Genomic DNA, 21,839 nt, shown 5'->3' on the forward strand with positions numbered 1-21,839 from the left:
TGCAAGGCTGTCGTAACCGGGCGGGTCGCTGCGACCCGCCCGTGTCACTCAGCGATCGCGCCGCCCGAGCAAGCGCAACCGCAGTGCGTTCAGCTTGATGAACCCCGCCGCGTCGCGCTGGTCGTACGCGCCCTGGTCGTCCTCGAACGTCACGACCTTCTCCGAATACAGCGTGTTGGGCGACTTGCGCCCCGTCACCGACGCCAGCCCCTTGTAGAGCTTCAACCGCACCGTCCCCGACACCTTCTCCTGGCTCAGGTCGATCGCCGCCTGCAGCATTTCGCGCTCGGGCGAAAACCAGAAGCCGTTGTAGATCAGCTCGGCATAGCGCGGCATCAACTCGTCCTTCAGGTGCGCCGCGCCGCGATCGAGCGTGATTGCCTCGATGCCCCGGTGCGCCTCGAGGTAGATCGTGCCGCCCGGCGTCTCGTACATGCCGCGGCTCTTCATCCCGACGAAGCGGTTCTCGACCAGGTCGAGCCGCCCGATCCCGTGCTTGCGCCCGAGTTCATTGAGCGCTTCCAGCAGCGTCGCCGGCGACATCCGCTGGCCGTTCAGCGCCACGCCGTCGCCGCGCTCGAACTCGATCTCGATCGTCTCCGGCTGATCGGGCGCATCCTCGGGATTGACCGTGCGCGAGAAGACATAATCGGGCACCTCGTCCCACGGGTCCTCCAGCACCAGCCCCTCGCTCGAGGTATGCAGCAGGTTGGCGTCGGTCGAGAACGGCGCCTCGCCGCGCTTGTTGTGCGGGATCGGCACCTGCCTGGCTTCCGCCCATTCGATCAGCTTGGTGCGGCTGTTCAAATCCCATTCGCGCCACGGCGCGATCACTTTGATGTCGGGGTCGAGTGCGTAGGCCGACAGCTCGAAGCGCACCTGGTCGTTGCCCTTGCCGGTCGCACCGTGCGCCACCGCGTCCGCGCCCGTCTCGCGTGCGATCTCGATCAATCGCTTGGAGATCAGTGGCCGCGCGATCGAGGTGCCGAGCAGGTACAAACCCTCGTATTGCGCATTGGCCCGCATCATCGGGAACACGAATTCGCGCACGAACTCTTCGCGCAGGTCGTCGATATAAATATGCTCGGGCTTCACACCCATCAACTCGGCCTTGGCGCGCGCCGGCTCCAGTTCCTCGCCCTGCCCTAGATCGGCGGTGAAGGTGACGACCTCGCAGCCGTAGGTCTCCTGCAGCCATTTCAGGATCACGCTGGTGTCGAGGCCACCGGAATAAGCGAGGACGACCTTCTTGATGGGCTCGGACATGCGGGCAGCGCTCCTGTGCGGGTAATTTGCGCGCGGACCTATGCGCGCACGCGTCAGCGTGCAACCGTTGACGCCGGCCGTGGCTCCCTCGGTGATGCACGTAACGGCGCGGCTGAACCCACCGCCACCCGCACGCGTTCATCACCGGTACAATCGGTCCGCGCCAACACGGCGCCCGTTTTCCGTGGAAAGACCCTCTCCAATGACCCGCGCCCTCTTTCTCGCCACCCTGATGCTCCCCGCGCTCGCCCTTCCCGCCACCGCGCAGGAAACGCGCAAGAGCGCGGAGACCAAGCTCGACGGCGAGTTCGCCGCCTCCGACACCAACCACGACGGTTTCCTCAGCTATGCCGAGGTGCTCACGCGGATGAGCGCCATGAAGGTCGCCGGCGGCAAGAAACTCGACCCGGCGCAGGCGAAGAAGATCGCGACCCTGTTCATGGCGCGCGCCGACACCAACAAGGACGGCAAGGTCAGCGAGGCGGAATCGCAAGCGCTGATGAACCAAGTTTTCAAGCGCTACGATCTCAACCACGACGGCCGCGTCGACGGCCAGGAAGCCGCCGCCGCCCGCGCCGCTGCCAAGGCCGCCGGCAAGAGCGGCCCGACCGACGGTCGCTGACACGAACTCGGCAGGAGGGCACACGCACCCGCGTCTGGGCGACAACTTTTTCTGCTCGCCCGAGCGCGGATGCCTCACCTGTCGAATCGCACGATCGCCGCGGGGGATCACCCGCGAACAACACCGAAGTAGCGTGACCCGCTGCTAACACGTTGATCTGGGTCAATAACGCGCCGTTCTGCCGGAACGCTCGCGATTGCGAAGCGCTTGGTCCGTTCGTTCAAGACGGAGGCTGGTGTGACCGATAGCCGCGATGACGGGCCCATAGTGGCCGCAAAGAAGAATCCCGACGAACTGACCGCCGCGACCATCCCCGATGCGCACGGCAATCACGCACTCGCACGCGCGGTGACGATCAACCGGCCGGTGGCGGAGGTCTATTCCTACTTCCGCGACTTCGCCAATCTGCCGCACTTCATGGAAAATGTCGTCAGCATCGACACGTCCGATGCGACACGCTCGCACTGGGTGGTGAAGGCGCCCGGTGGCACCACGGTCGAATGGGACGCGCGCGTGACCGAGGACCAACCGAATGCGCTGATCGCCTGGGCCAGCGAGGAAGGCGCCGATGTGCCCAACTCGGGCCGGGTCGAGTTCCGCGATGCCGGCGCGCGCGGCACCGTCGTGACCGCCACCATCCTCTACGATCCGCCCGGCGGCACGGTCGGCAAGCTGATCGCCAAGATGTTCCAGCGCGAACCCGCGATCCAGGCGCGCCGCGATCTGCGCCGCTTCAAGCAACTGATGGAGGCGGGGGAGATCGCCACCCCCGCGATGAACCGGAAGCAGTTCGAGGAGATGGGATTGTGAGAGCGCTGACCTGGCACGGCAAGCATGACGTGCGCGTCGACACCGTCGACGATCCCGGCATCGTCAATCCGCGCGACTGCATCATCAAGGTGACCTCGACCGCGATCTGCGGCTCCGACCTCCACCTCTACGACGGCTACATCCCGACGATGAAGGCGGGCGACATCCTCGGTCACGAATTCATGGGCGAGGTGGTCGAGGTCGGTGCGAAGTCGACGCTCAAGAAAGGCCAGCGCGTCGTCGTGCCCTTCACGATCGCGTGCGGCAGCTGCTACCATTGCGGGAAGCACCAATATTCCGCCTGCGACAACGGCCTGCCTGCGGACAACCAGGACATCGCACAGGAGCTGTATGGCCAACCGATGGCCGGGCTGTTCGGCTACAGCCACATGACCGGAGGCTATGCCGGCGGTCAGGCCGAGTATGTCCGCGTGCCGTTCAGCGACGTTGGCCCGATCGTCATCCCCGACGGCATCGAGGACGACAAGGTGCTGTTCCTGTCCGACATCCTGCCGACCGGCTGGATGGCGGCGGAAAATGCCGACATCGAACCCGGCGACACCGTTGCGGTATGGGGTTGCGGACCGGTCGGCCTCTTCGCGGTTCAGTCGGCGTTCTTGATGGGGGCCGAGCGCGTCATCGCGATCGACCATTTCCCACGCCGGCTTGAGCTCGCACGCAAGTTCGGTGCGGAGACGCTCAACTTCGAGCAGACCGACATCTACGACGCGCTGATGCTGATGACCGGCGGGATCGGTCCCGACGCGGTGATCGACTCGGTCGGGCTCGAATCCCACGGGCTGTACGTCGACAACGTGGTCGACCAGATCAAGGCATCGACCTTCCTCGGCACCGATCGCCCTCACGCCAATCGTCAGGCGATCATCGCCTGTCGCAAGGGCGGCCGCGTGTCGATGCCCGCGGTCTACGGTGGCTTTGTCGACAAATGGCCGCTGGGTGCGTTCATGGAAAAGGGGCTGACGCTCAAGACCGGGCAGACCCACGTCCAGCATTACCTGCCCGGCCTTCTCCAGGCGATCATCGACGGGAAGATCGACACGACCTTCCTCATCTCGCATCGCATGGACCTCGAGGACGCCCCGCTCGGCTATCAGAAGTTCCATGACGAGCAGAACGATTACACCAAGATCGTGCTCAAGCCCGGCCTGAACGGCTGAACAGGAGAGAGACAATGGCAGACAAATTCGCCGTCATCACCGGCGCATCGACCGGCATCGGGTTCGAACTGGCAACGCTCGCCGCCAAGGACGGGTACGACATTCTCGTCGTCGCCGACGAGCCGCTGATCAACGACGCCGCACGCGACTTCGAGCAGTTCGGCACGACCGTGCAGGCGGTCGAGGCCGATCTGTCCACCATCGAGGGAGTCGACAAACTCCTCGCCGCCGCGAACGGCCGCCGCATCGACATACTGTGCGCCAACGCGGGCCGCGGGCTCGGTCACGGCTTCCTCGATCAGAAGGTCGACGACTGGCGCCACGTGGTCGACACCAACATCACCGGCACCGCCTATCTGCTCCAGCGCGTGCTGCCCGACATGGTCACGCGCAACGACGGCAAGGTGCTCGTCGTCGGCTCTGTTGCGGGCTACATCCCCGGCGCGTTCCAGGCGGTGTACAATGGCACCAAGGCATTCATCGACAGCTTCACCGAGGCGCTGCGTAACGAGTTGAAGGACGCCGACGGCGTCACGATCAGCACGCTGATGCCCGGCCCCGTCGACACCGAGTTCTTCGCGCGCGGCGACCTGCTCGACACGCAGGTCGGATCCGACCCGAACAAGCGCTCGGCCGAGGATGTGGCGGCGGACGGATGGAAGGCACTGATGAGCGGCAAGCCGTCGATCTTCTCGGGCTGGACGACCAAAATCCAGGGTGTGCTCGCCAACATCGTTCCCGGCTCGATCCTCGCCGAACAACACCGCAAGATGGCGGAACCGGGTTCGGCCGAGCAGTAAGCAGCAAGGTAAGACACCAACCCGCGCCGCTCCGAATTAGTAGCGCGGGTCGGTACAAGATCATAACAGGCCGGATCAGCGTCGTGACTGGCGACGAGGAAGTCGCCGCCGTCCGCGCCGCAGGCAAGAACGACCCGACCGACGGGCGCTGACACAAACTCGTAAGGGCAGCAGGCGGAGTCGTTCACCCGCGTGCTGAACCAGGCCGACCGCCTACCGCAGGATCACCGCAGTTTGACAGCGTGCAGCCCTGTCGAAGTGGCGATGATCAGGTAACCGTCCGGCGTGATCGCCAGCGATCCGCCGAAGCTCGTCTTCCACATGGTTGGATAGTCGCTCTTGGTCAGGTCGACCGCAAAGGTGGTGGTCGCGCTGGACACGAACAGGTGGCTGTCGGACACGACCACGTTGCTCGACAGGTTGGCGTTTCCGCCGACATCGATCGAGGCGGTGATCGCGCCGCTCGCGGTATCGATCAGGTCGACGATCGTGCTCGCCGAACGAACGGCATACAGCCTGTCACCCCGCACGGCGGCCTGCCCGGTGTAGCTCAGGCCGGAACGCCACAACGGCCGTTCGCTGTCGTAGGAGAAAGCCGCGATCGGCAGCGCCTTGCCGATCGAATAATTGTCGGTGAAGGTGAAGATCCGGCCCTTTCCGTCAAGGATCGGCGCGCCGTCATATTCGCCGAAATAGCTGAGCCCATTCTGCGTGAAGAACGAGTTCTGGATTGACTTCAGCAACTTGCCGGTGCGCGACAGGATGCCAAGCGAGCCGCCCTTGAAGAAATAAACGTAGTTCTGGTCGACCGCAACGCTTTCGCCCTGCATCACATAGCCGCCGTAATCGCCGGCGACTTCCGTCCGCCACAGCCTCGTCGCGGTCAGCGCATCGGCAGCATAGACGACGTTGCCGTAATATCCCGATGAGAAGAACAGGTCCTCGCCGACCGGCGTCACCACGCTGCCGTCGGAAAACTGCGCGTCATAGGTCGGTGTGCTGACGTAACCGCCGGTGGTTGCGTTGATGACCTGCATGGGCGCGCCGGTCGATGTGTCGTTCGGCGCCATCGACACCACCCGACCATTGGCATAGGCCGGAGCATAAAGCCGTCTTGTCTGCGCATAACGGGTGGTGCCGATGTCGAAGACCCACAATGACGATCCGTTGGTGGTCGACACGGCATGGGTGTAGATGTGCCCGTCACCATGAACGCTGTTGTAAAATATGCCGCCCGACCGTGCCGCCACGTCGCTCGGCGTGCCAGACGTCGTTATCGTCCACGCGTCCGCGAACGCCGCGGTGTTGAACGTCGATCGGACATAGCCCGTATGCCCCGGATCGCCCTGCAGCGTTGACCAATTGCCATCGGCCGCGATCGGTGTCGGTGATGCAAGCGGTGTCGGCGAAGGCGACGGTGTGGGTGTCGGCGTTGGCTGCGGAGTGGGCGTCGGGGTCGGAACCGGCGTCGGCGTCGGTGTGGGCGTCGGCACCGGCGCCGGGGCGACGATCACCGCGCCGCCGCCGCTTGAATCGTCGTCGCCGCACGCGCTGACGAACAACACCAGGGGCAAGACGCCCCACGCCGATCTCTTCATGAACCCCCCGGTACGAAACTGTCAGGGAGCGCTAATATGGAAGGAATGCTGCCCGCAAGCGCTTCCTTCGACCTGTAAGTTTTTGCGCGCTTCTATGCGTCGCACGCTTATCGACGGCGGATGGAGGTGCTGATCGCCGGCTTTTGCGAACCAGCCACCATGATAAACCTCACCCCCGCAGCCGCTGCTCTTCTTCAACCATATAGTCGCGCGTCAGCGGCAGCGCGTCGCGGTCGCGCGTGAACTGGATCTGGAAATTGACCAGCGGCCCGTTGGTGAACGACACGATCGCCCCGGCCAGATAATAGGTCCACATCCGGAAGAACCGCTCGTCGTACAGCGCCACGATCGCGTCGCGTTGCGCGACCGTCCGTTTGTACCATTCGCGCAGCGTGAAGGCGTAATGCAGCCGCAGCACCTCGACGTCGCTGACAAACCAGCGGATGTAGTTGTTCGCCTCCAGCACCTCCGACAGCCCCGGGATGTAGCCGCCCGGAAAGATGTACTTGTCGGTGAACTGGTCGGTATACCCCGGCCCGTCGGCGCGCCCGATCGTGTGGAGCAGCATCACGCCCGTGGGGGTCAGCAGGTCGCGGCACTTCTCCAGATAGGTGCGGAAGTTACGCACCCCGACATGCTCGAACATGCCAACCGACACGATCCGGTCGAACGTCTGGTCGAGCGCGCGATAGTCGATCAGCTGGAACCGGACCTTATCCGCGACCCCCGCCTCTTCGGCGCGGGCTTGCGCCACCTTCAGCTGTTCCTCGGACAGCGTGATGCCCAGCACCTCCGCGCCGGTCTTGGCATGGATGTACAGCGCCATCCCGCCCCAGCCGCAGCCGATGTCGAGCACGCGCATCCCCGGCTCGATCGCCAGCTTGGCGACGATATGCGCCTTCTTGTCCGCCTGCGCCTGTTCCAGCGTGTTGTCGCGATCGGTGTAGTAAGCGCAGCTGTACTGTTTGTCCGCGTCGAGGAAGAGGTCGTACAGCCGATCCGACAGGTCGTAGTGATGCGCGACGTTCTTCTTCGACTCCAGCGCCTTGTTCAGCCGCAGGAACCGGTGCCGAAACTTGCCCTTCAGGTCGCGCCAGCGGTTCGCCGCCAGATGGTTGGTCCCGTTCTCCCAGCGTGAATTCGCAGTGGCGAGCGTCAGCAGGTCGAGGATGTCGCCCTGCTGCAACGTCACACGCCCGTCCATGAACGCCTCGGCCAGCCCCAGCGCCGGATCGGCCAGGATCGCGCGATACACGCTCTTGTCATGGATCGTGAAGGTGACCGGCTGCAGCTCGGGGTCGGGCGCGCCGAAGCGGGTGGAGGAGCCATCGGGTTTGATAAGGGTCAGATCGCCGCGACGGATCGCGCGGCGCAGGAAAACGTCGATCAATGCCATGCCGCACCCGCTAACAAATCCGGCGGGCGGCTGTCACTAGCAGCACGCGGAAACGGTCAAATTCCAGCATACCAGTCGTAATCGACATTATCCTCCCAATAACCGCCCTGCCCCTTGCCGATGCCGGCCAGGCTACCAACCGCGGTCACGCGCATCAGATATTTGGCGTGTTTGTAGCCCAGATGCCGCTCGACGCGCAGCCGGCACGGCGCGCCGTGCCCGACATCGAGGAAGCGGTCGTTCAGCGCCCAGGCGAGGATCGTCTGCGGGTGGAACGCATCGACCATGTCGACCGACTCGTAATAAGGCGCGCCGCCGTACAGGTCGGCGCAGGTGAACACGATGTAGCGCGCCGCGTCGCGTACCCCCGCCTGTTTCAGCACGTCGCCCAGCTTCGGTCCCTGCCACTTGCCGATCGCGCTCCATCCCTCGACGCAATCGTGCCGCGTGATCTGCGCGCGCTGCGGGAACTGCCCGAGGTCGGAGAGCGACAGCGACAACGGCCGCGCCACCAGCCCGTCGACCTGCAACCGCCAATCGGCGAACCGCCCGTTCCGCAGCGCATTATACGCCGCCGTCCCCGGATCGCGCGTCCCGTTGGTGCGGAAATAGGGTGAGCGCTGATCGGGCGTGAACTCGGGCGCCAGCGCGTCGCGGTTCATCAGCGCGCGTTGCAGCGCGCGGTGCATGTCCTCGCCCTTGAAGATGATGTCGCGGACCTGCGGCTGCGCGATCACGCGGTCGCAGCCCGACAGCAGCAACCCCGCGCCACCGCCCGCGATCCCCGCGATCAGTTTCCTGCGCCGGATCATCGCACCGCCTCCTGCGCCGGCGCAGCGTGGCGCAGGTCCTTCGCCGCCGCCTCGCCCGCTGGCGTTTCCGCACGCGCATCCGTCATCGTCCCCTCGATCCGCCAACGCCCCGAGATCATCGACCACAACTCACGCCGCCATCCCGCCAGGATGACGAGCACCAGGTGCACCACCACGAACGCGGTGATCGCCGCCATGGTGATGAAATGGATCGAGCGCGCCGACTGCCGCCCGCCGAACACGTCAAGCAACCACGGCCACGCCGCATCCATCCCCGGCGACATCGCGAGTCCGGTCAGGATGACGAGCGGCAAGGCGATGAAGACGACGCTCGCGTAGCTCAGTTTCTGCAACGGATTGTACGCGCCCGGACGCGCCTCGTCATGGAAGCGAAACTGCAGATGCGCGCGCACGTCGGCGGCGAGATGGCCTACGCTTAGGTCTTTCGCCCGCAGCCTGAGGTCGCGCTGGAAATGCCGGTTGACGAGGCTCGCGACCATATACCCTAGCAACCCGAACGCGAGGACCAGTGCGAAGAACAGGTGCCAGCGCCGCGAAATCGCCAGATTATAATTCTGCGGGATCGTGATCCACGCCGGAAACCGCGGCAGCGTCGCCCAGGCGTGATCGAAGTTTGCGCCGTACCGCCCCCAGTAGAGCCGCGGATGCGCGTTGCTGATCCCCAGCCCCGATCCGATCAGGATGAAGATCGCCAGCGCGTTGATCCAATGCCACACCCGCGTCGCGAGCGCGTGTCGCCGGATCGCGACGGGCCCGGAAACGAGGCCAGGCACGGTAGGCGTGATCGACGTTGCGTCCATCTCCGACCCATATCAGTTATGTCGCGCATGACCGAATGGCATTTCTACGAACCCGCGAACGGCCACGGCCTCGCGCACGATCCCCTGAACGCGATCGTCGCACCGCGTCCGATCGGCTGGATCGGCAGCGTGTCGGCCGCGGGCGTGCGCAATCTCGCGCCCTACAGCTTCTTCAACCTGCTCAATTACAAGCCGCCGCTGCTCGCCTTTTCCTCCAACGGCTGGAAGGATTCGGTCGCCAACATCGCCGACACGCGCGAGTTCACCTGGAACCTCGCCACCCGCGCGCTCGCCGAACAGATGAACGCCAGCGCCGCGACCGTGGCGAACGAGGTCGACGAATTCACGCTCGCCGATCTCGAGACCGCGCCCTCACACAAGATCGCCGCGCCCCGCGTCGCCGCCAGTCCCGCCTCGTTCGAGTGCGTCCTGACCCAGCTGATCCGCCTCGAGACACGAATGGGCGAGCCGGTCGACACCTGGCTCGTCATCGGCGAGGTCGTCGGCATCCACATCGATCGCGCGATGCTGTCGAACGGCGTCTACCAGACCGCCCGCGCACAGCCGATCCTGCGCGGCGGCGGTCCCGGCGACTATTTCGAGATCACCGAAGCCGCCAGGTTCGAGATGAAACGGCCGAGCTGACCGTCACACCGGAACCGCCGGCGGTCACTCGTGCCACCCTTGGCGGCTCACCCATACGCCCGCCAGAAGAACAACGCCGCGGTCACCCCCGTCACCGCCAGCGTGCCGGTCCTCACCATTAGCTCGGGCAAGTGCCGTCCGACCGCCGCCCCGCCCCAGCCACCCACGACGGCGCCCACCAGCATCGGCACAGCATACCGCCATTCGACCATCCCGGCGCTCACGAACACGATCGCCGCTGCCGCATTCGCCACCGCCAGCATCAGCGTGCGAGGGCCGAACATCGCGCGGGGCGTGATGCTGGCGAGCAGGCCGTAGGTCGCGGTCGTCATCAACCCCACGCCGCCGCCGAAATACCCGCCGTACACACCCAGCAGCGCCTGCACGGCCACCAATGTCCGCGCCCCGATCGTCACTCGTGCCGCCAGCCATGCCGACGCATGCCGCCCGAACGCCAGCACGACAAAGGCGTACAGCACCAGCCACGGCACGATCAGGTCGAATGCATGTCCCGGCGTCACCACCAGCAACGCACTGCCGACCAGCCCGCCGACGAAGGTGATCCCCGCCAGCACCCGGTGATCGACCCCGCCGAGCGGGCCGAGCTCGCCGCGAAACGCCCATGTGCTCGTCGCGGCGCCCGGCAGCAGCGCGACGTTCGACGTCGCATTGGCGACGTTCGCCGGCACCCCCACCGCCAGCAATGCGGGCAGCGTCGCGAACGTGCCTCCGCCCGCCAGCGCGTTCATCGCACCGCCCGCCACGCCCGCAAGCGCGATCAGCAGCGTTGTCTCCACCTCCATTGCGCCCTCGCTTTCCTCCAGCATGTGCGACCCTGCGAGCGCCTTCGCGCACGCTGGACCCGGCATGACGCGCCAAAGCATAGGCGGTGCATGCCATCGATGCACTTCGCGCTTCCAACAGGACAGCACACGTCGCCATGTGATCGGATCGATAAGCCCATTCGGGGAGGAAGCGCGCCGATCGTCCGGTTACTGCGATGACACCGGCTCATGACCAATGCCAACGGGAGTGGCACGATGACGGGAAAGCTCGACTGGTGGCGGCTTCCAGCCAAATTGTGGATGACGCTCGAGCAGATCGGCGTGACCGCCACCACGCTCGTCGGGCATGCAGGCCTGTCCGACGAGCTCCACCAGGATTCACGCACGCTGATCTCCACCCGCGACGGGTTCAGGCTGTGGCGGTCAGTCGAGCATCTCGCCGCCGATCCGATCGTCGCGCTTCGGATGCTTCAATCCGCGAACGAGCACGGGCGCGACGCGACCTTCCTCGCCGCTTACCATGCCGCAACCTACCGCGACGCGCTCAACAACATGGCGCGCTTCAAGAATTACTACACGCCCGTGCAGATCGCCTTCCGCGAGTCCGCCGGGCTCGCCTATGCGACCCGCTTCTGGCCGACGACGCATGACGAGGAACCCGATATTTCGGTCGATTATAGCTTCGCCGAGTTCGTCGGGATCGGACGTCTGGGCACCGGCCAGCACCTGAGCCCCGTCCGGATCGAATTTCGTCGCCGCGGCCCCGCGATCGCCTTCTACGAAGACTATTTCGGCTGCCGGATCAGATACGGAGCACCCGCCGACCTGCTCGTCCTGAAGAGCGCCGACCTCGACCGACCGTTCCTCTCGTCCGATCCCGATCTGCTGAACGTGATTACGCTGGGGCTGCATGCGACGATGAACACGCGCCGCGCGCACCGCTCGATCACGCAACAGGTCGCCTCGGAGATCAGGCACCGCCTCGGCCATGACACGACCGATATCGAGGGGATCGCGCAGGCGCTCGGGCTAAGCCGCCGCACGCTGCAACGTCGGATCGAGGAGGAAGGCTCGAGCTTTCGCGAGCTCATCTCGGCCGGCAAACGCGAAGTCGCGATCGAGCTGCTCGCAGGCAAGCAACTGAAGATCAAGGAAGTCGCGGCAAAGGTCGGCTTTCAGGACACCGCCTCGTTCACCCGCGCCTTCTACCAATGGGAGGGTACCACCCCCGCCTCATGGCGCGACCTCCGATCATCGGCGCAACGGCCGCCCAAGCAACGCTAAACCCGGGCAGCGAAGTCCCTCACTCCGCTGCGACCAGCGCCGCCTCCACCGCTTCGCGATCGAGCTGCGCGCGGCTCTTCTTCTCCGCCGCGGTCTTCAACTGCCCGCACGCCGCATCGATGTCACGCCCGCGCGGGGTGCGCACCGGCGCGGAGATGCCGCCGGCGAACACGATGTCGGAAAACGCACGCACCCGCTCGGGCGTCGAACATTCGTATGCTGCACCCGGCCACGGATTGAACGGGATCAGATTGACCTTGGCGGGCAGCTTGTAGTGCTTGAGCAGCCGGACCAGCTCGTGCGCGTGCGCGTCGCTGTCGTTCTTGTCCTTCAGCATCACATATTCGAACGTGATCCGCCGCGCATTGTTGGCGCCGGGATAGTCCGCGCACGCCTGCAACAATTCCTCGATGCCGTATTTGCGGTTGAGCGGCACGATCTCGTCGCGAATCTCCTTGGTCACCGCGTGGAGCGACACCGCCAGATTGACCCCGATCTCCGCGCCCGCGCGCGCCATCATCGGCACGACGCCCGACGTGCTGAGCGTGATCCGCCGCTTGCTGAGCGCCAGCCCGTCGCCGTCCATCACCACCGACAGCGCGTCGCGCACATTCTCGAAATTATACAGCGGCTCGCCCATCCCCATCATCACGATGTTGGTCAGCATCCGCCCTTCCGGCTGCGACGGCCACTCGCCCAGCGCATCGCGCGCCAGCATTACCTGCCCGACGATCTCGCCCGCAGTGAGATTCCGCACCAGCCGCATCGTGCCGGTGTGGCAAAAGGTGCAGTTGAGCGTGCAGCCGACCTGGCTCGACACGCACAGCGTCCCGCGATCGGCGTCGGGGATGAACACCGCCTCGTAATCCTGCCCGTCGGGTGAGCGCAGCAGCCACTTGCGCGTCCCGTCCGACGACACCTGCGCCTCGACCACCTCGGGCCGCCCGACGACGAAGCGCGCTTCCAGCCACGGATGCTGCACCTTGGCGATGTCGGTCATCGCCGAGAACTCGGTCGCACCGCGATTGTAGATCCAGTGCCAGATCTGCTTGGACCGGAGCTTCGCCTGCCGCGGCTCCATGCCGGCGGAGAGCAGCGCCTCGCGCAGCTCCGCCTTGTTCAATCCCACCAGATCGACGCGCCCATCCTCGCGCGGCGCAACCGCGCGCGGCACGGGCACAGGGTCGATGTGCCCGGCAATGGGCATGATGGCGGCAGCGATCTCAGGCATGGCCAGGCATATAGCCGATCCGGCGGCGTTTTTCCACTCGCCTCCGGTCCGCTACCCCGTACGCTCGGAACGCCATTTCCTGACCGCCTGAACTACGCAGAACACGATCAACACTACTCCCGCGACGATCCACAGCGCGTCCCAGCCATGCACGCCGCCGTCGCGCCAACCCCGCATGGCCAGCATCAGCGCGAACATCGGTGCCAGCGCCAGATTGCCCCATGTAACCCGTGCCAGCTTCTCGCGCCGCGCCGCATGCCGGTCGAGCGCGGGCAAGCTTGGCATCCGCCGCGCAAGCTCGCGCTCGGGCCGCCGCCACGATCGCAGGTACGGCAGCGTCAGCAGCGCGATCAGCGAAACCGTGCCTGCGATCGTCACCCCCGCGGCCGGCTCGTCGAACAGCGCGACCAATGCGCCTACCAGCACGATGACGCCAGCGATCCCGCCCCAGAACAACCGCCGCCAGTCGCGCAGATACGCCGCGACGAACGCCTCGCGCTCCGCTGCGGTGACCATGTAGCCCGCGCCGACGTGGTCCCGTCGGTACAGGAAACCGCTGCCGTGCGGCGTGAACTGCGCCGCGAACATGTCGCTCAGCTGCTTCGACCGATCTCCGAACATGCTGCCAACCTTATCGCTCCGCCGACACCTGGCAAGCGCTTGCGCCGCCTCGCCGCCTCCGCCACCATGCACGGCGGGGAAGGTCGGACAGCCGGCCACACGAGGGGGAAACACACATGCGCCTGCCGGTCGCCGCCGCGCTACTCGCCGTCACGACACCGATCGCCGCGCTGGCCTCTCTGCCTGCCGCCGCGCAGTTGCTGAGCCCGCTCGAACTCACCACCGATCCCGCCGACAAGGCCGTCATGGCAGAGGTCGCCGCCGCCGTCGCCGAGCGCCCGCCCAGCCTGCCGAAACTCGACGCCGCACTCGCCAGGCTGCCGCGCCCCACGCCTCTGCGGGGGCTGGTGCAAGCGGCACGCGCCTCGATCCTGAACGCACAGCCCGACAGCAAGCCCGCAGTCGCCGCGGTCGAGGAAGCGCTTCGCCTCCTGCCTGAAAATCCGATCCCGAAACTGGTCGCGACCGAGGTGTTCACCTTCTCCGGCGCGCCGCAACGTGCCGCCGATCTGTGGCTCACCGTCAGTCAACAGGCGCCGGAACTCGCGCGGCAGAGCGAACGCTATACGATGGATGCGCTCGTCAACCGCTTGTACGACATGGGTGACCATGTGCGCGGCGATCGCATGTCCGCCCGGCTCGGCGAGATCGGCTTTGCCTCCGCGCTCGCACCGGAACGCTCCCGCTACGCACTTGCAACCATCCGCACGGCGATGCGTGCCGGCCGCACCGCCGACGCGATCGCGGCGGTGCCCACGGTCGGGAATGCGTCCGACCTCGCCAGCATGTACGTCAATCGTCAGTATGAAGCGTTGTGGCCGCGTATCGCCGAATGGTCGGGCGGCAACTTCGACGCGCCGCGGCGCCGCTATCTCGAGGAGCTTCGCGCCGACTGGAACGCGAGCCAAAGTTTCGAAACGGCAACGCCTTACGCGCGCGAGCTTGCCGGCCTTCAGGCGTATGAGGCGGTGGTCGCGCTGTTCCTTCCCATGTTCGATCACCTGTCGAAGGAAACGTACGACGCAGGCGCCGAGACACTCGCGCCGATCGTCGCGCGTTCGCTGACCGCAACGGGTCGCGCCGCAGAAGGACAGGCCCTGCTCGGCCGCGTCGCGCAGCAGTTGCCCGCAGAGGCAGGTGCCAACGCCCTCAACATTGATGCCTCCTACGCGACGCTCGCCGCGCAGAACACCGATTGGTCACAGGCGATCAGCCGCGCCGATACGTTTCTCGCCCGCGCAAAGTCGTTCGGCAGCGTCAATCCCAGCGCGATCACCGGCATCCAGGCGTATCGGGCTTGCGCATTGTTCCAGTCGAAGCGCCTGAACGAAGCGCAGACCACCAAGGCGGAGGTGATGCTGGCCGCCGCCGCCAACCCGTCGACGGTCGCCTTCATGCTCGGCTGCATGAACGATGCGCCGGGCCTGCGTACGCTTGTCATCGATCGCCTTGCAGACGCGAACACACGCGATTGGGCGCTTGGCTTCTTGCAGCCTTGTGTTCCAGACGGTCGGGTACCGATCGAGCACCTGACCGCGCCGGTGATCGACGCCGTGCGCGCCGATCCGGAAGTCATCGCCGCCGCCAACAAGGTCGGCCGCATCCTGCCGCAACCGATCGGCGGCAAGCTGCCGGCCGGGTTCGAACCCTTCCGCACCCCGCCCTCAAGCCATCCGGTCGGCAAGGACTCGGTATAGCCGCAGACGTCAGCCGCGCTGATCGCGCTCGATCCGCGTCACCACGCCGCCGTCCGCCACGTACGCCGCATCGACCTCGCGCAGGAACAGCCCGTGCCCCAGCGCGCCGGGCACCGCGTCGATCTCCGCCGCCAGCGCCGCGGGATCGGCGATCGTGTCGAACCGCGCGTCCAAAATCAGATTGCCATTGTCGGTCACGCCGTCCCGCACCGTCACCGCCGCGCCCAGCGCCTCCAGCCGCGCCGTCACGAAACGGCGAGCGAACGACAGCACCTCGACCGGCAGCTTCGCCGCGCCGATTGCCGCGACACGCTTCGACCCGTCCGCGATCACCACCATCCGCGTCGATGCCGCCGCCACCACCTTCTCGCGCAGCATCGCACCGCCCGCGCCCTTGATCGCGTGGAGCTGCGCGTCGATCTCGTCCGCGCCGTCGATCGTCAGGTCGACCCGCGCCACCTCGGCGAAGTCGCGCACCCTGATCCCGACCGCTTCCGCCGCGCGCGCGCTGGCGATGCTCGTCGCCACCGCCTCGATGTCCAGCCCCGTCCGCACCCGCTCGCCCAACGCGCGGATCAGGAACGCGACGGTCGAGCCGGTTCCCAGCCCGACGAGCATGCCGTCCCGCACCTCGCCCAACGCCGCTTCCGCCGCCAGCCTCTTGTCGTCATCCACCATGCGGGCCCGACGCTCACCCGCGTGCAACGTTCCGCTCACACGCGCCGCGCCGACCTCACGTCACACGCGGCGACCGAACAACCGCCCGAGCACCTGCTCCACCGCCTGCCCGATCGCGTCGCCGTCGATTCCGCCGACACCCGCCTGACGGCTCTCATCGGTCCTGGCGTCGTTCGCAGGAGACGGCTTCTCGGCCGGCTTCTCAGCCGCAGGCTTCGCCGCCTTCGCCTCCGCCGCCTTCATCGCCGCAGCGGCCGCCATCGACAGACCCGTCGCGATCATCGCCTTGCCCTGCGGCGAGTTGGCGGCGGTCACCGCCTGGTCGATGATCTTCTCGCCCGCGCGGCGCAGTTCCTTGGGCAGCTTGACCCCGCCGATCGTCTTCGGGATGCGTTTTTTCTTCTTGGCCATGCGACACCACTCCTGTTGCGCCTGATATAATCAGCCGAACGTCCGCTTGAAGGTCAGCGCCGGCACCACAAATCCGTCGCGCCGCCGGTATTCGCGCGACACCGGCTTGGTCGAGGTGCGGTCGGGCGCGTAGAACAGGCGGTCGCGGTATGACGGCTTCGCCAGCGCATTCTCCAGCGTGAAGGTGACGACGCTCGTCTTCGTCGGCCGCCATTCCGCGAACACCTGCGTGTACAGCCCACGAAACCCGCGATCGGTCTCGTCGCGGCGATATTGCGTCGAGCTTGTCGCATTTTCCGCCAGCACGCCCCACGCCCAGCTGCCGCGATCCTGCCGGAACTCGGCCGATCCGTAGAAGATGCTGTTGCCCGTGAACGGTCGCGTGCGAAGCGTGTACGGATCGATCACGAACGTCGGCACCAGCGAGCCGTAGAGCGTCAGCCGCCCGCCCTTCACCCCCAGCGTCTTCAGCGGCGCCTCGATCCGCGCACGCACGATCACCACCGTGCCGTCGCCCAGATTGCCCGGCGCATCGAACCCTTCTGGCGTCGGCACGCGGTCCTGCACCAGGCTGATGTGCGTGTATCCCGCCTCCAGCCGGACGAGCCCGTCGCCCAGGATCGGATGCTCCAGCGTGCCGAGCAGTTCCCAGCTGCGCTGCGGCACCAGTTGCGCATTGCCGCCGTTGACGCGGTCGTTGCCCAGCTCCGCGACCGAAATGAAGTCGGTGAACTGCAACTGGTTGACCGTCCGCTGCGCCGACACCTGCGCACGCCAGCCCGGCGCGAACCGCCAATCGAGCACCAGCTTGGGCTTCAGGAACGACAAGGTCCGCTTCGCATCGACATCGCCCGACACGGTCAGCCGCGACGCCTCGATCGTCAGCCCGCCGTCGAGCCGGATCGTCGGCGACAGCGCGCGCCCGACGTTGACGAACGCCTCGCCGCGCACCTCGCGCACCGTCGCATCGTCGACCGGCAGGTCGATCCGCGTCCGTCCACCACCCACTGCCAGATCGAACAGGTCGACGCGACTGCGCAACTGGTTGATGACGCCTTCCGCCCCCAGTTCGACGTTCCAGCCGTTCCACCCCGGCCGGCTCCACACCAGCCGCGCCAGCGTCTCCGCCTCATGGTCGTTGACCGACTGGCTGAACCCGGTCGGTCCAGGGCCATTGCTCCCGAACAGATCGATCAGCGACAAGTCGCGGTTGTCGCGTGATCGCCGTGTCGCCAGCCCGATCAGCTTGATCCCGCCTCCGGCCAGCGGCCGCGTCACGTCGCCGCCAAGTTCATATTCGTCGAGAATATAGCGCTCGATCAGCGCATCCTCGCGACGGGCCAAGCCGACGCGATCGACCCGGTTCGACTGGTCGAGCGAGAAGCGGTTAGTCGCCGCGCGCGCGTTCAGATGCGCGGTGCGGTTCGCGCCGTCATTATACTCCCACGACCCCGACAGCGCGCCCTGCGGCTGGCTGTAATGGTTCACGCGGTAGCGATATTCAACCAGCTCGTTCGATGGCAGCGCAGTGACGCGATCATAGCCCTCTTGCGTCGAATCCTGATTGGTGATGTTCAGCGCCAGGTTGAACGTCGACTTGCCCGACCGGAGCAGCGCCGACGCGCTCCCTTCCGGGAACAGGCGACCGGTATAGTCACGGCGAACCGTCCCCGTCAGCGTCCCCGCCAGTCCCCCGCTCGCCGAGGTGACGAGGTTCAGCACCTGCGGCTTGCCCGTGAACTCCGCGCCGTAGAGGTCGCCGGGCCCGACCTCAACCCGCACCACGCGTCCCGCCGGAATGCGCGACAGGATCGTGTCGAGCGTGTCGCTCTTCGCCGACGGGCGCTGCCCGTTGACCACGACGTTCCCCGCCGCCCCGCCGAAGCCGCGCAAGGACGGATCGATGCTCTCGATCGTGAAGCCCGGCACGCGCTGGACGATCTGCAGCGCGGTCGCGGGCGCAAAGGTCGCGAACCACGCCGCGTCATAGGTCCGCCGCCCGGTCACACGGTCGGGCTGCCCCGCGGGCTGCAACCCCTGCGCGTCGTCGGGCTTCGAGGCGGCCGGTCCTGCCGCCGGCGCGACCTGCGCCCACGCCGCGCTTGACCCCGCCGCACCCGCCAGCACCAGCGCACTCGCGCACCATTTCAGGCTTAACCCCATCGGCATCGCTCACCCCTCCCGTCGATGCCGCAGTGACTACAAACGTAGTCGTTTATTGTCAACGTTTGTTTTCGTCACCCTGTATTATCTACCTATCACACCTATTCAGCGGCTGTCCACCGCCGCTGCGACGACCCGCTCCCCCGCCTCGGCCGGGTCGACGCCCGCGGCCATCCGCGCCGCATAGCGCCGCGCCAGCACCGCGCAGACGAACAGCTGCACCTGGTGGAAGATCATCAGTGGCAGCACGATCAGGCTGACCGACGATCCCGTGAACAGGATCGTCGCCATCGGGATGCCGCTCGCCATGCTCTTCTTCGATCCGCAGAATACGATCGCGATCTCGTCGGGCTTGGAGAAGCCGAACGCGCGCGACATCCACGTCGTCGCCGCGATCACCGCCGCCAGCAGCACGCCGTCGAATAGCAGCACCAGCGCCAGATCGCCCGCGCTCACCGCCTGCCACACGCCCGACACCATGCCCTCGCTGAACGCTGCATATACCACCAGCAGGATCGATCCGCGATCGACCAAGCTCGTCGGCCGCTTATGCCGCGCGATCCATCCGCCGATCAGCGGGCGCGCCGCCTGCCCGGCGACGAACGGCAGCAGGATTTGCGCCGCGATCCCCTCGATCGCATGCCACGACACGCCCCCGCCCGCCGCGGGCAGCAACCCCGTCAGCGGAAATACCACCGCGACGATCAATGGCGTCAACACCGTGCCGACCAGGTTCGACACCGACGCGCTGCACAACGCCGCCGGCACGTTGCCGCCCGCAATGCCGGTAAAGGCGATCGACGACTGCACGGTCGAGGGCAGCAACGTCAGGAACAACAGCCCCGCTGCGATCTCGCCCGGCACCCACGCGCGTGCCACCCCGCTCACCGCCAGCCCCAGCAGCGGAAACAACAGAAACGTGCTCAGGAACACCAGCCCCTGCAATCGCCAGTGCGTCAGCCCCGCCCAGATCGCCGCCGGCGCCAGCCGCGCACCGTAGAGAAAGAACAGTAGCGCGACCGCGACGGTCACCGCCATCTCCGCCACCCGCACGCCCTCTCCCCGCGCCGGCAACACCGCGGCAAGAGCAACGGTGGCGAGCAGCAGCAACAGGTACGGATCGATGAACCGGCGAATGAACGACATGAAACCTCCAACTGCGCCCGCCATCGCATACCACGCCGAACCACGCGACCGCCCGCGCCTGCAACGGCGATTGCATGTCCGCTCACCCCACGAGCGGCGAAGCGTATCGCTGCACGTCTCGCCAAAGATCGTCGTCGCCCGTTAACGGCCTCACTGCCGTGTCAGCGATCCACTGCTCCCTATCAAACGGTCGCCACGCCCCCTGACATGCTGGACCGCGGCGAGGGTGACGATCACAACAACCTGCATCACCCTACGTCGCCTCGTGTGGCTCGGCCGTCGCCCTGTAGCGTGGCAGTGGTCCATTCACGACACTCTACAGATGCCCGGCCCGCCGCCACGCTCCATTCTAACGCGTGGTTGGTGCGGAAAGTACATGCCGCTACAACGCGCCGGAATGTACCGTCGTCGTGTTGCCCTGCGTCCGGCTGGTCGGTTTACCGCCTGCGATCGCCGACCATACCTGCGTCGGCGACGGCATCCGGTCGAACGACGGGAACGTGCTCACGCTGCCGTCGACATCGCTCAGCGTGACCGAATAGACGCCTGTCTTGTTGATCTGCGCCATTAGCGACGGCTCCACGCTGATCACGCGTCCCGCATCGCCCAGCGCCATGGCATAGCCTCCGCTCGCGTCGCCCGACCGATACACGCCGTAGTTGCGCTCACCCACCCCGTCGCGGCACCACGTCACCTGTGCCGGCACGGTCGTCTTGTCTTGCTTTGCCACCCTGCCGGAGTGAACCAGACCGGCGATCATCATGTCAGCCAGGTCGGGCTTGACCACACGGGCCTTGGCATACCGAAGCGGCTGGGGGCATGCCGCGACCGGGACCGCCGCGCGCGCTGCCGTCATGCTCCCGGCCGGCCAGCGCACGCCCGCGATCACCTGGTCCATCCGCTCACTCAACTGCGCCGCCGTCATGACGGGAGCCGTCATGCGCAAGACGACAAGCCAGCCCCCGACCGGCACCACCGCGAGCGCGGTGCTGCGGAACTGTCCGCCCGGACTCGCATACACCTGCCGTAGCGACGAGGCCGCGGTTGCGCCCGGCGCGGCGAATGCCACCGGCGTCGCGCTTGCGGGCGACATGCCGGGTAAGGCATCGCTCGTCTCCAATGCGGTGCGCGCGCGATCGAACCACAGGGCAGCATCACCGGCCGCGGGATGGAACAGGAACAGGGTCGTGATGACGCTCTTGTCCGCCGCCTCGTACCGCGCGGTCACATCGAATTCGCCAGCGGTCGCATCGCTCAGCTCGGTGCGCGTCAATCCCGCGAGCACCGGCATCAGGATAATCCCGCTCTGCGCGTGCTGCCAGCCCTTGCTCGCCGGCACCGGCAGGTCGCGCGCTCTCGCCTGCATCGTTGCCACGCTCATCACAACGGCCGCTGCCAGCAGCCACCCACGCGTCGATCGCATCGTTCATACCCCCCGGTTACCGCAGCATGGATAGTTCCGGGGGCCGCGACAAGCCGCATCGTTCACGCGCATATCGCCGTCCTCGCCCTGTCCGGGGACCTATCGCGCGCGGTGCTTGGCAACCAGCGCCACCAACGCTTCTACGCCGTCACGACCATGAAACGTGTACGCTGCCGAGCAACAGATACCATCCAAGGCCGACACCCACTGCCAGAAAGCCAAGATCGAACAGATAGGCGACAGGCCGTTCGTTGAGCGTGTCGACCGAGAAACGGCGCTCATATCGCTCGGTCCAGGCGGAGCGAAGCAGCCGGTAAGTGCCGAAGATGACCAGCGGGATGAGCAGAAGCGGCATGCTTGCCTGTTACAAGCAGATCCTTTCTGTCGCCTTTACGGCGGATCAGGCGGTTCGCTCAGATAGTCGCTCGTCTTTGTGGCGCGTACCGACGCAG

Annotated in this window: 21 protein-coding genes; 7 read left to right on the forward strand and 14 right to left on the reverse strand. The window is 66.3% G+C overall.

Translation table 11 applies throughout. The features are described from left to right. Window positions 1–48: 48 nt before the first annotated feature. Window positions 49–1,266: an argininosuccinate synthase gene (locus tag SMN802W_RS0109810; protein WP_019516734.1), complete on the reverse strand. Its 1,218-nt coding sequence runs from the start codon at window positions 1,264–1,266 to the stop codon at window positions 49–51. A 202-nt stretch (window positions 1,267–1,468) separates the two neighbouring features. Between SMN802W_RS0109810 and SMN802W_RS16825 the strand changes: the two genes are divergently transcribed. The 4 genes from SMN802W_RS16825 to SMN802W_RS0109830 all read left to right on the forward strand — a co-directional run bounded on the left by SMN802W_RS16825 (window position 1,469) and on the right by SMN802W_RS0109830 (window position 4,676). After that, the gene (locus SMN802W_RS16825; RefSeq protein WP_019516735.1) at window positions 1,469–1,888 is read left to right on the forward strand and encodes an EF-hand domain-containing protein; all 420 of its coding nucleotides are present in this window, start codon (window positions 1,469–1,471) and stop codon (window positions 1,886–1,888) included. Between the two features lie 237 nt (window positions 1,889–2,125). Next, window positions 2,126–2,698: an SRPBCC family protein gene (locus SMN802W_RS0109820; RefSeq protein ID WP_026325970.1), complete on the forward strand. Its 573-nt coding sequence runs from the start codon at window positions 2,126–2,128 to the stop codon at window positions 2,696–2,698. After that, window positions 2,695–3,876, forward strand: coding sequence for a zinc-dependent alcohol dehydrogenase (locus SMN802W_RS0109825; RefSeq protein WP_019516737.1), 1,182 nt, complete (start codon window positions 2,695–2,697; stop codon window positions 3,874–3,876). The genes SMN802W_RS0109820 and SMN802W_RS0109825 overlap by 4 nt, the downstream gene beginning before the upstream one ends. A gap of 14 nt (window positions 3,877–3,890) precedes the next feature. Beyond that, window positions 3,891–4,676: an SDR family NAD(P)-dependent oxidoreductase gene (locus SMN802W_RS0109830; protein ID WP_019516738.1), complete on the forward strand. Its 786-nt coding sequence runs from the start codon at window positions 3,891–3,893 to the stop codon at window positions 4,674–4,676. A 224-nt stretch (window positions 4,677–4,900) separates the two neighbouring features. Here the strand turns inward: SMN802W_RS0109830 and SMN802W_RS0109835 are convergent, their stop codons facing one another. From SMN802W_RS0109835 to SMN802W_RS0109850, 4 genes are all read right to left on the reverse strand, one after another. Then, entirely contained in the window at window positions 4,901–6,274 is a 1,374-nt protein-coding gene (locus SMN802W_RS0109835; protein WP_193378580.1) for an outer membrane protein assembly factor BamB family protein, read from the reverse strand. Between the two features lie 169 nt (window positions 6,275–6,443). Next, window positions 6,444–7,670: an SAM-dependent methyltransferase gene (locus SMN802W_RS0109840; protein ID WP_019516740.1), complete on the reverse strand. Its 1,227-nt coding sequence runs from the start codon at window positions 7,668–7,670 to the stop codon at window positions 6,444–6,446. A 56-nt stretch (window positions 7,671–7,726) separates the two neighbouring features. Continuing rightward, window positions 7,727–8,482, reverse strand: a complete 756-nt coding sequence (locus tag SMN802W_RS0109845) for a molybdopterin-dependent oxidoreductase (protein WP_019516741.1) — start codon at window positions 8,480–8,482, stop codon at window positions 7,727–7,729. Beyond that, window positions 8,479–9,303, reverse strand: a complete 825-nt coding sequence (locus SMN802W_RS0109850; protein WP_019516742.1) for a cytochrome b/b6 domain-containing protein — start codon at window positions 9,301–9,303, stop codon at window positions 8,479–8,481. The genes SMN802W_RS0109845 and SMN802W_RS0109850 overlap by 4 nt, the downstream gene beginning before the upstream one ends. A gap of 27 nt (window positions 9,304–9,330) precedes the next feature. Between SMN802W_RS0109850 and SMN802W_RS0109855 the strand changes: the two genes are divergently transcribed. Beyond that, a complete protein-coding gene (locus SMN802W_RS0109855) occupies window positions 9,331–9,948 on the forward strand; it encodes a flavin reductase family protein (RefSeq protein WP_026325972.1) in 618 nt (205 codons plus the stop codon). 47 nt (window positions 9,949–9,995) lie between these two features. On the opposite strand, the gene SMN802W_RS0109860 is transcribed toward SMN802W_RS0109855, so the two are convergent. Then, window positions 9,996–10,817, reverse strand: a complete 822-nt coding sequence (locus SMN802W_RS0109860) for a sulfite exporter TauE/SafE family protein (RefSeq protein WP_238560176.1) — start codon at window positions 10,815–10,817, stop codon at window positions 9,996–9,998. Window positions 10,818–10,961: 144 nt separating this feature from the next. Between SMN802W_RS0109860 and SMN802W_RS0109865 the strand changes: the two genes are divergently transcribed. Next, entirely contained in the window at window positions 10,962–12,017 is a 1,056-nt protein-coding gene (locus tag SMN802W_RS0109865; protein WP_019516745.1) for an AraC family transcriptional regulator, read from the forward strand. Window positions 12,018–12,036: 19 nt separating this feature from the next. Here the strand turns inward: SMN802W_RS0109865 and rlmN are convergent, their stop codons facing one another. Both rlmN and SMN802W_RS0109875 read right to left on the reverse strand, forming a co-directional pair. After that, the gene (rlmN, locus tag SMN802W_RS0109870) at window positions 12,037–13,248 is read right to left on the reverse strand and encodes a 23S rRNA (adenine(2503)-C(2))-methyltransferase RlmN (protein WP_019516746.1); all 1,212 of its coding nucleotides are present in this window, start codon (window positions 13,246–13,248) and stop codon (window positions 12,037–12,039) included. A 51-nt stretch (window positions 13,249–13,299) separates the two neighbouring features. After that, complete coding sequence (locus SMN802W_RS0109875; RefSeq protein ID WP_019516747.1) at window positions 13,300–13,869, reverse strand: hypothetical protein; 570 nt, start codon at window positions 13,867–13,869, stop codon at window positions 13,300–13,302. Between the two features lie 116 nt (window positions 13,870–13,985). Here SMN802W_RS0109875 and SMN802W_RS0109880 point away from each other — a divergent pair, with 116 nt between their 5' ends. Beyond that, window positions 13,986–15,566 (forward strand): hypothetical protein, encoded by a 1,581-nt coding sequence (locus SMN802W_RS0109880; protein ID WP_019516748.1) that lies wholly within the window; start codon window positions 13,986–13,988, stop codon window positions 15,564–15,566. Window positions 15,567–15,575: 9 nt separating this feature from the next. Here SMN802W_RS0109880 and rpiA read toward each other — a convergent pair whose 3' ends face one another. From rpiA to SMN802W_RS0109910, 6 genes are all read right to left on the reverse strand, one after another. Next, window positions 15,576–16,244 carry a ribose-5-phosphate isomerase RpiA gene (rpiA, locus tag SMN802W_RS0109885; RefSeq protein ID WP_019516749.1) on the reverse strand — a complete coding sequence of 223 codons (669 nt, stop codon included), beginning with the start codon at window positions 16,242–16,244 and terminating at the stop codon, window positions 15,576–15,578. A 60-nt stretch (window positions 16,245–16,304) separates the two neighbouring features. After that, the gene (locus tag SMN802W_RS17605) at window positions 16,305–16,655 is read right to left on the reverse strand and encodes a hypothetical protein (protein WP_019516750.1); all 351 of its coding nucleotides are present in this window, start codon (window positions 16,653–16,655) and stop codon (window positions 16,305–16,307) included. 30 nt (window positions 16,656–16,685) lie between these two features. After that, the gene (locus SMN802W_RS16835) at window positions 16,686–18,824 is read right to left on the reverse strand and encodes a TonB-dependent receptor (RefSeq protein ID WP_019516751.1); all 2,139 of its coding nucleotides are present in this window, start codon (window positions 18,822–18,824) and stop codon (window positions 16,686–16,688) included. 99 nt (window positions 18,825–18,923) lie between these two features. Continuing rightward, window positions 18,924–19,964, reverse strand: a complete 1,041-nt coding sequence (locus tag SMN802W_RS0109900) for a bile acid:sodium symporter family protein (protein ID WP_019516752.1) — start codon at window positions 19,962–19,964, stop codon at window positions 18,924–18,926. Window positions 19,965–20,346: 382 nt separating this feature from the next. Continuing rightward, window positions 20,347–21,345, reverse strand: a complete 999-nt coding sequence (locus SMN802W_RS0109905; protein WP_238560177.1) for a hypothetical protein — start codon at window positions 21,343–21,345, stop codon at window positions 20,347–20,349. 190 nt (window positions 21,346–21,535) lie between these two features. Beyond that, the gene (locus tag SMN802W_RS0109910) at window positions 21,536–21,742 is read right to left on the reverse strand and encodes a hypothetical protein (protein ID WP_019516754.1); all 207 of its coding nucleotides are present in this window, start codon (window positions 21,740–21,742) and stop codon (window positions 21,536–21,538) included. Window positions 21,743–21,839: the final 97 nt, after the last annotated feature.

This window comes from Sphingomonas sp. Mn802worker, from assembly GCF_000382485.1.
GTDB lineage: Bacteria > Pseudomonadota > Alphaproteobacteria > Sphingomonadales > Sphingomonadaceae > Sphingomonas.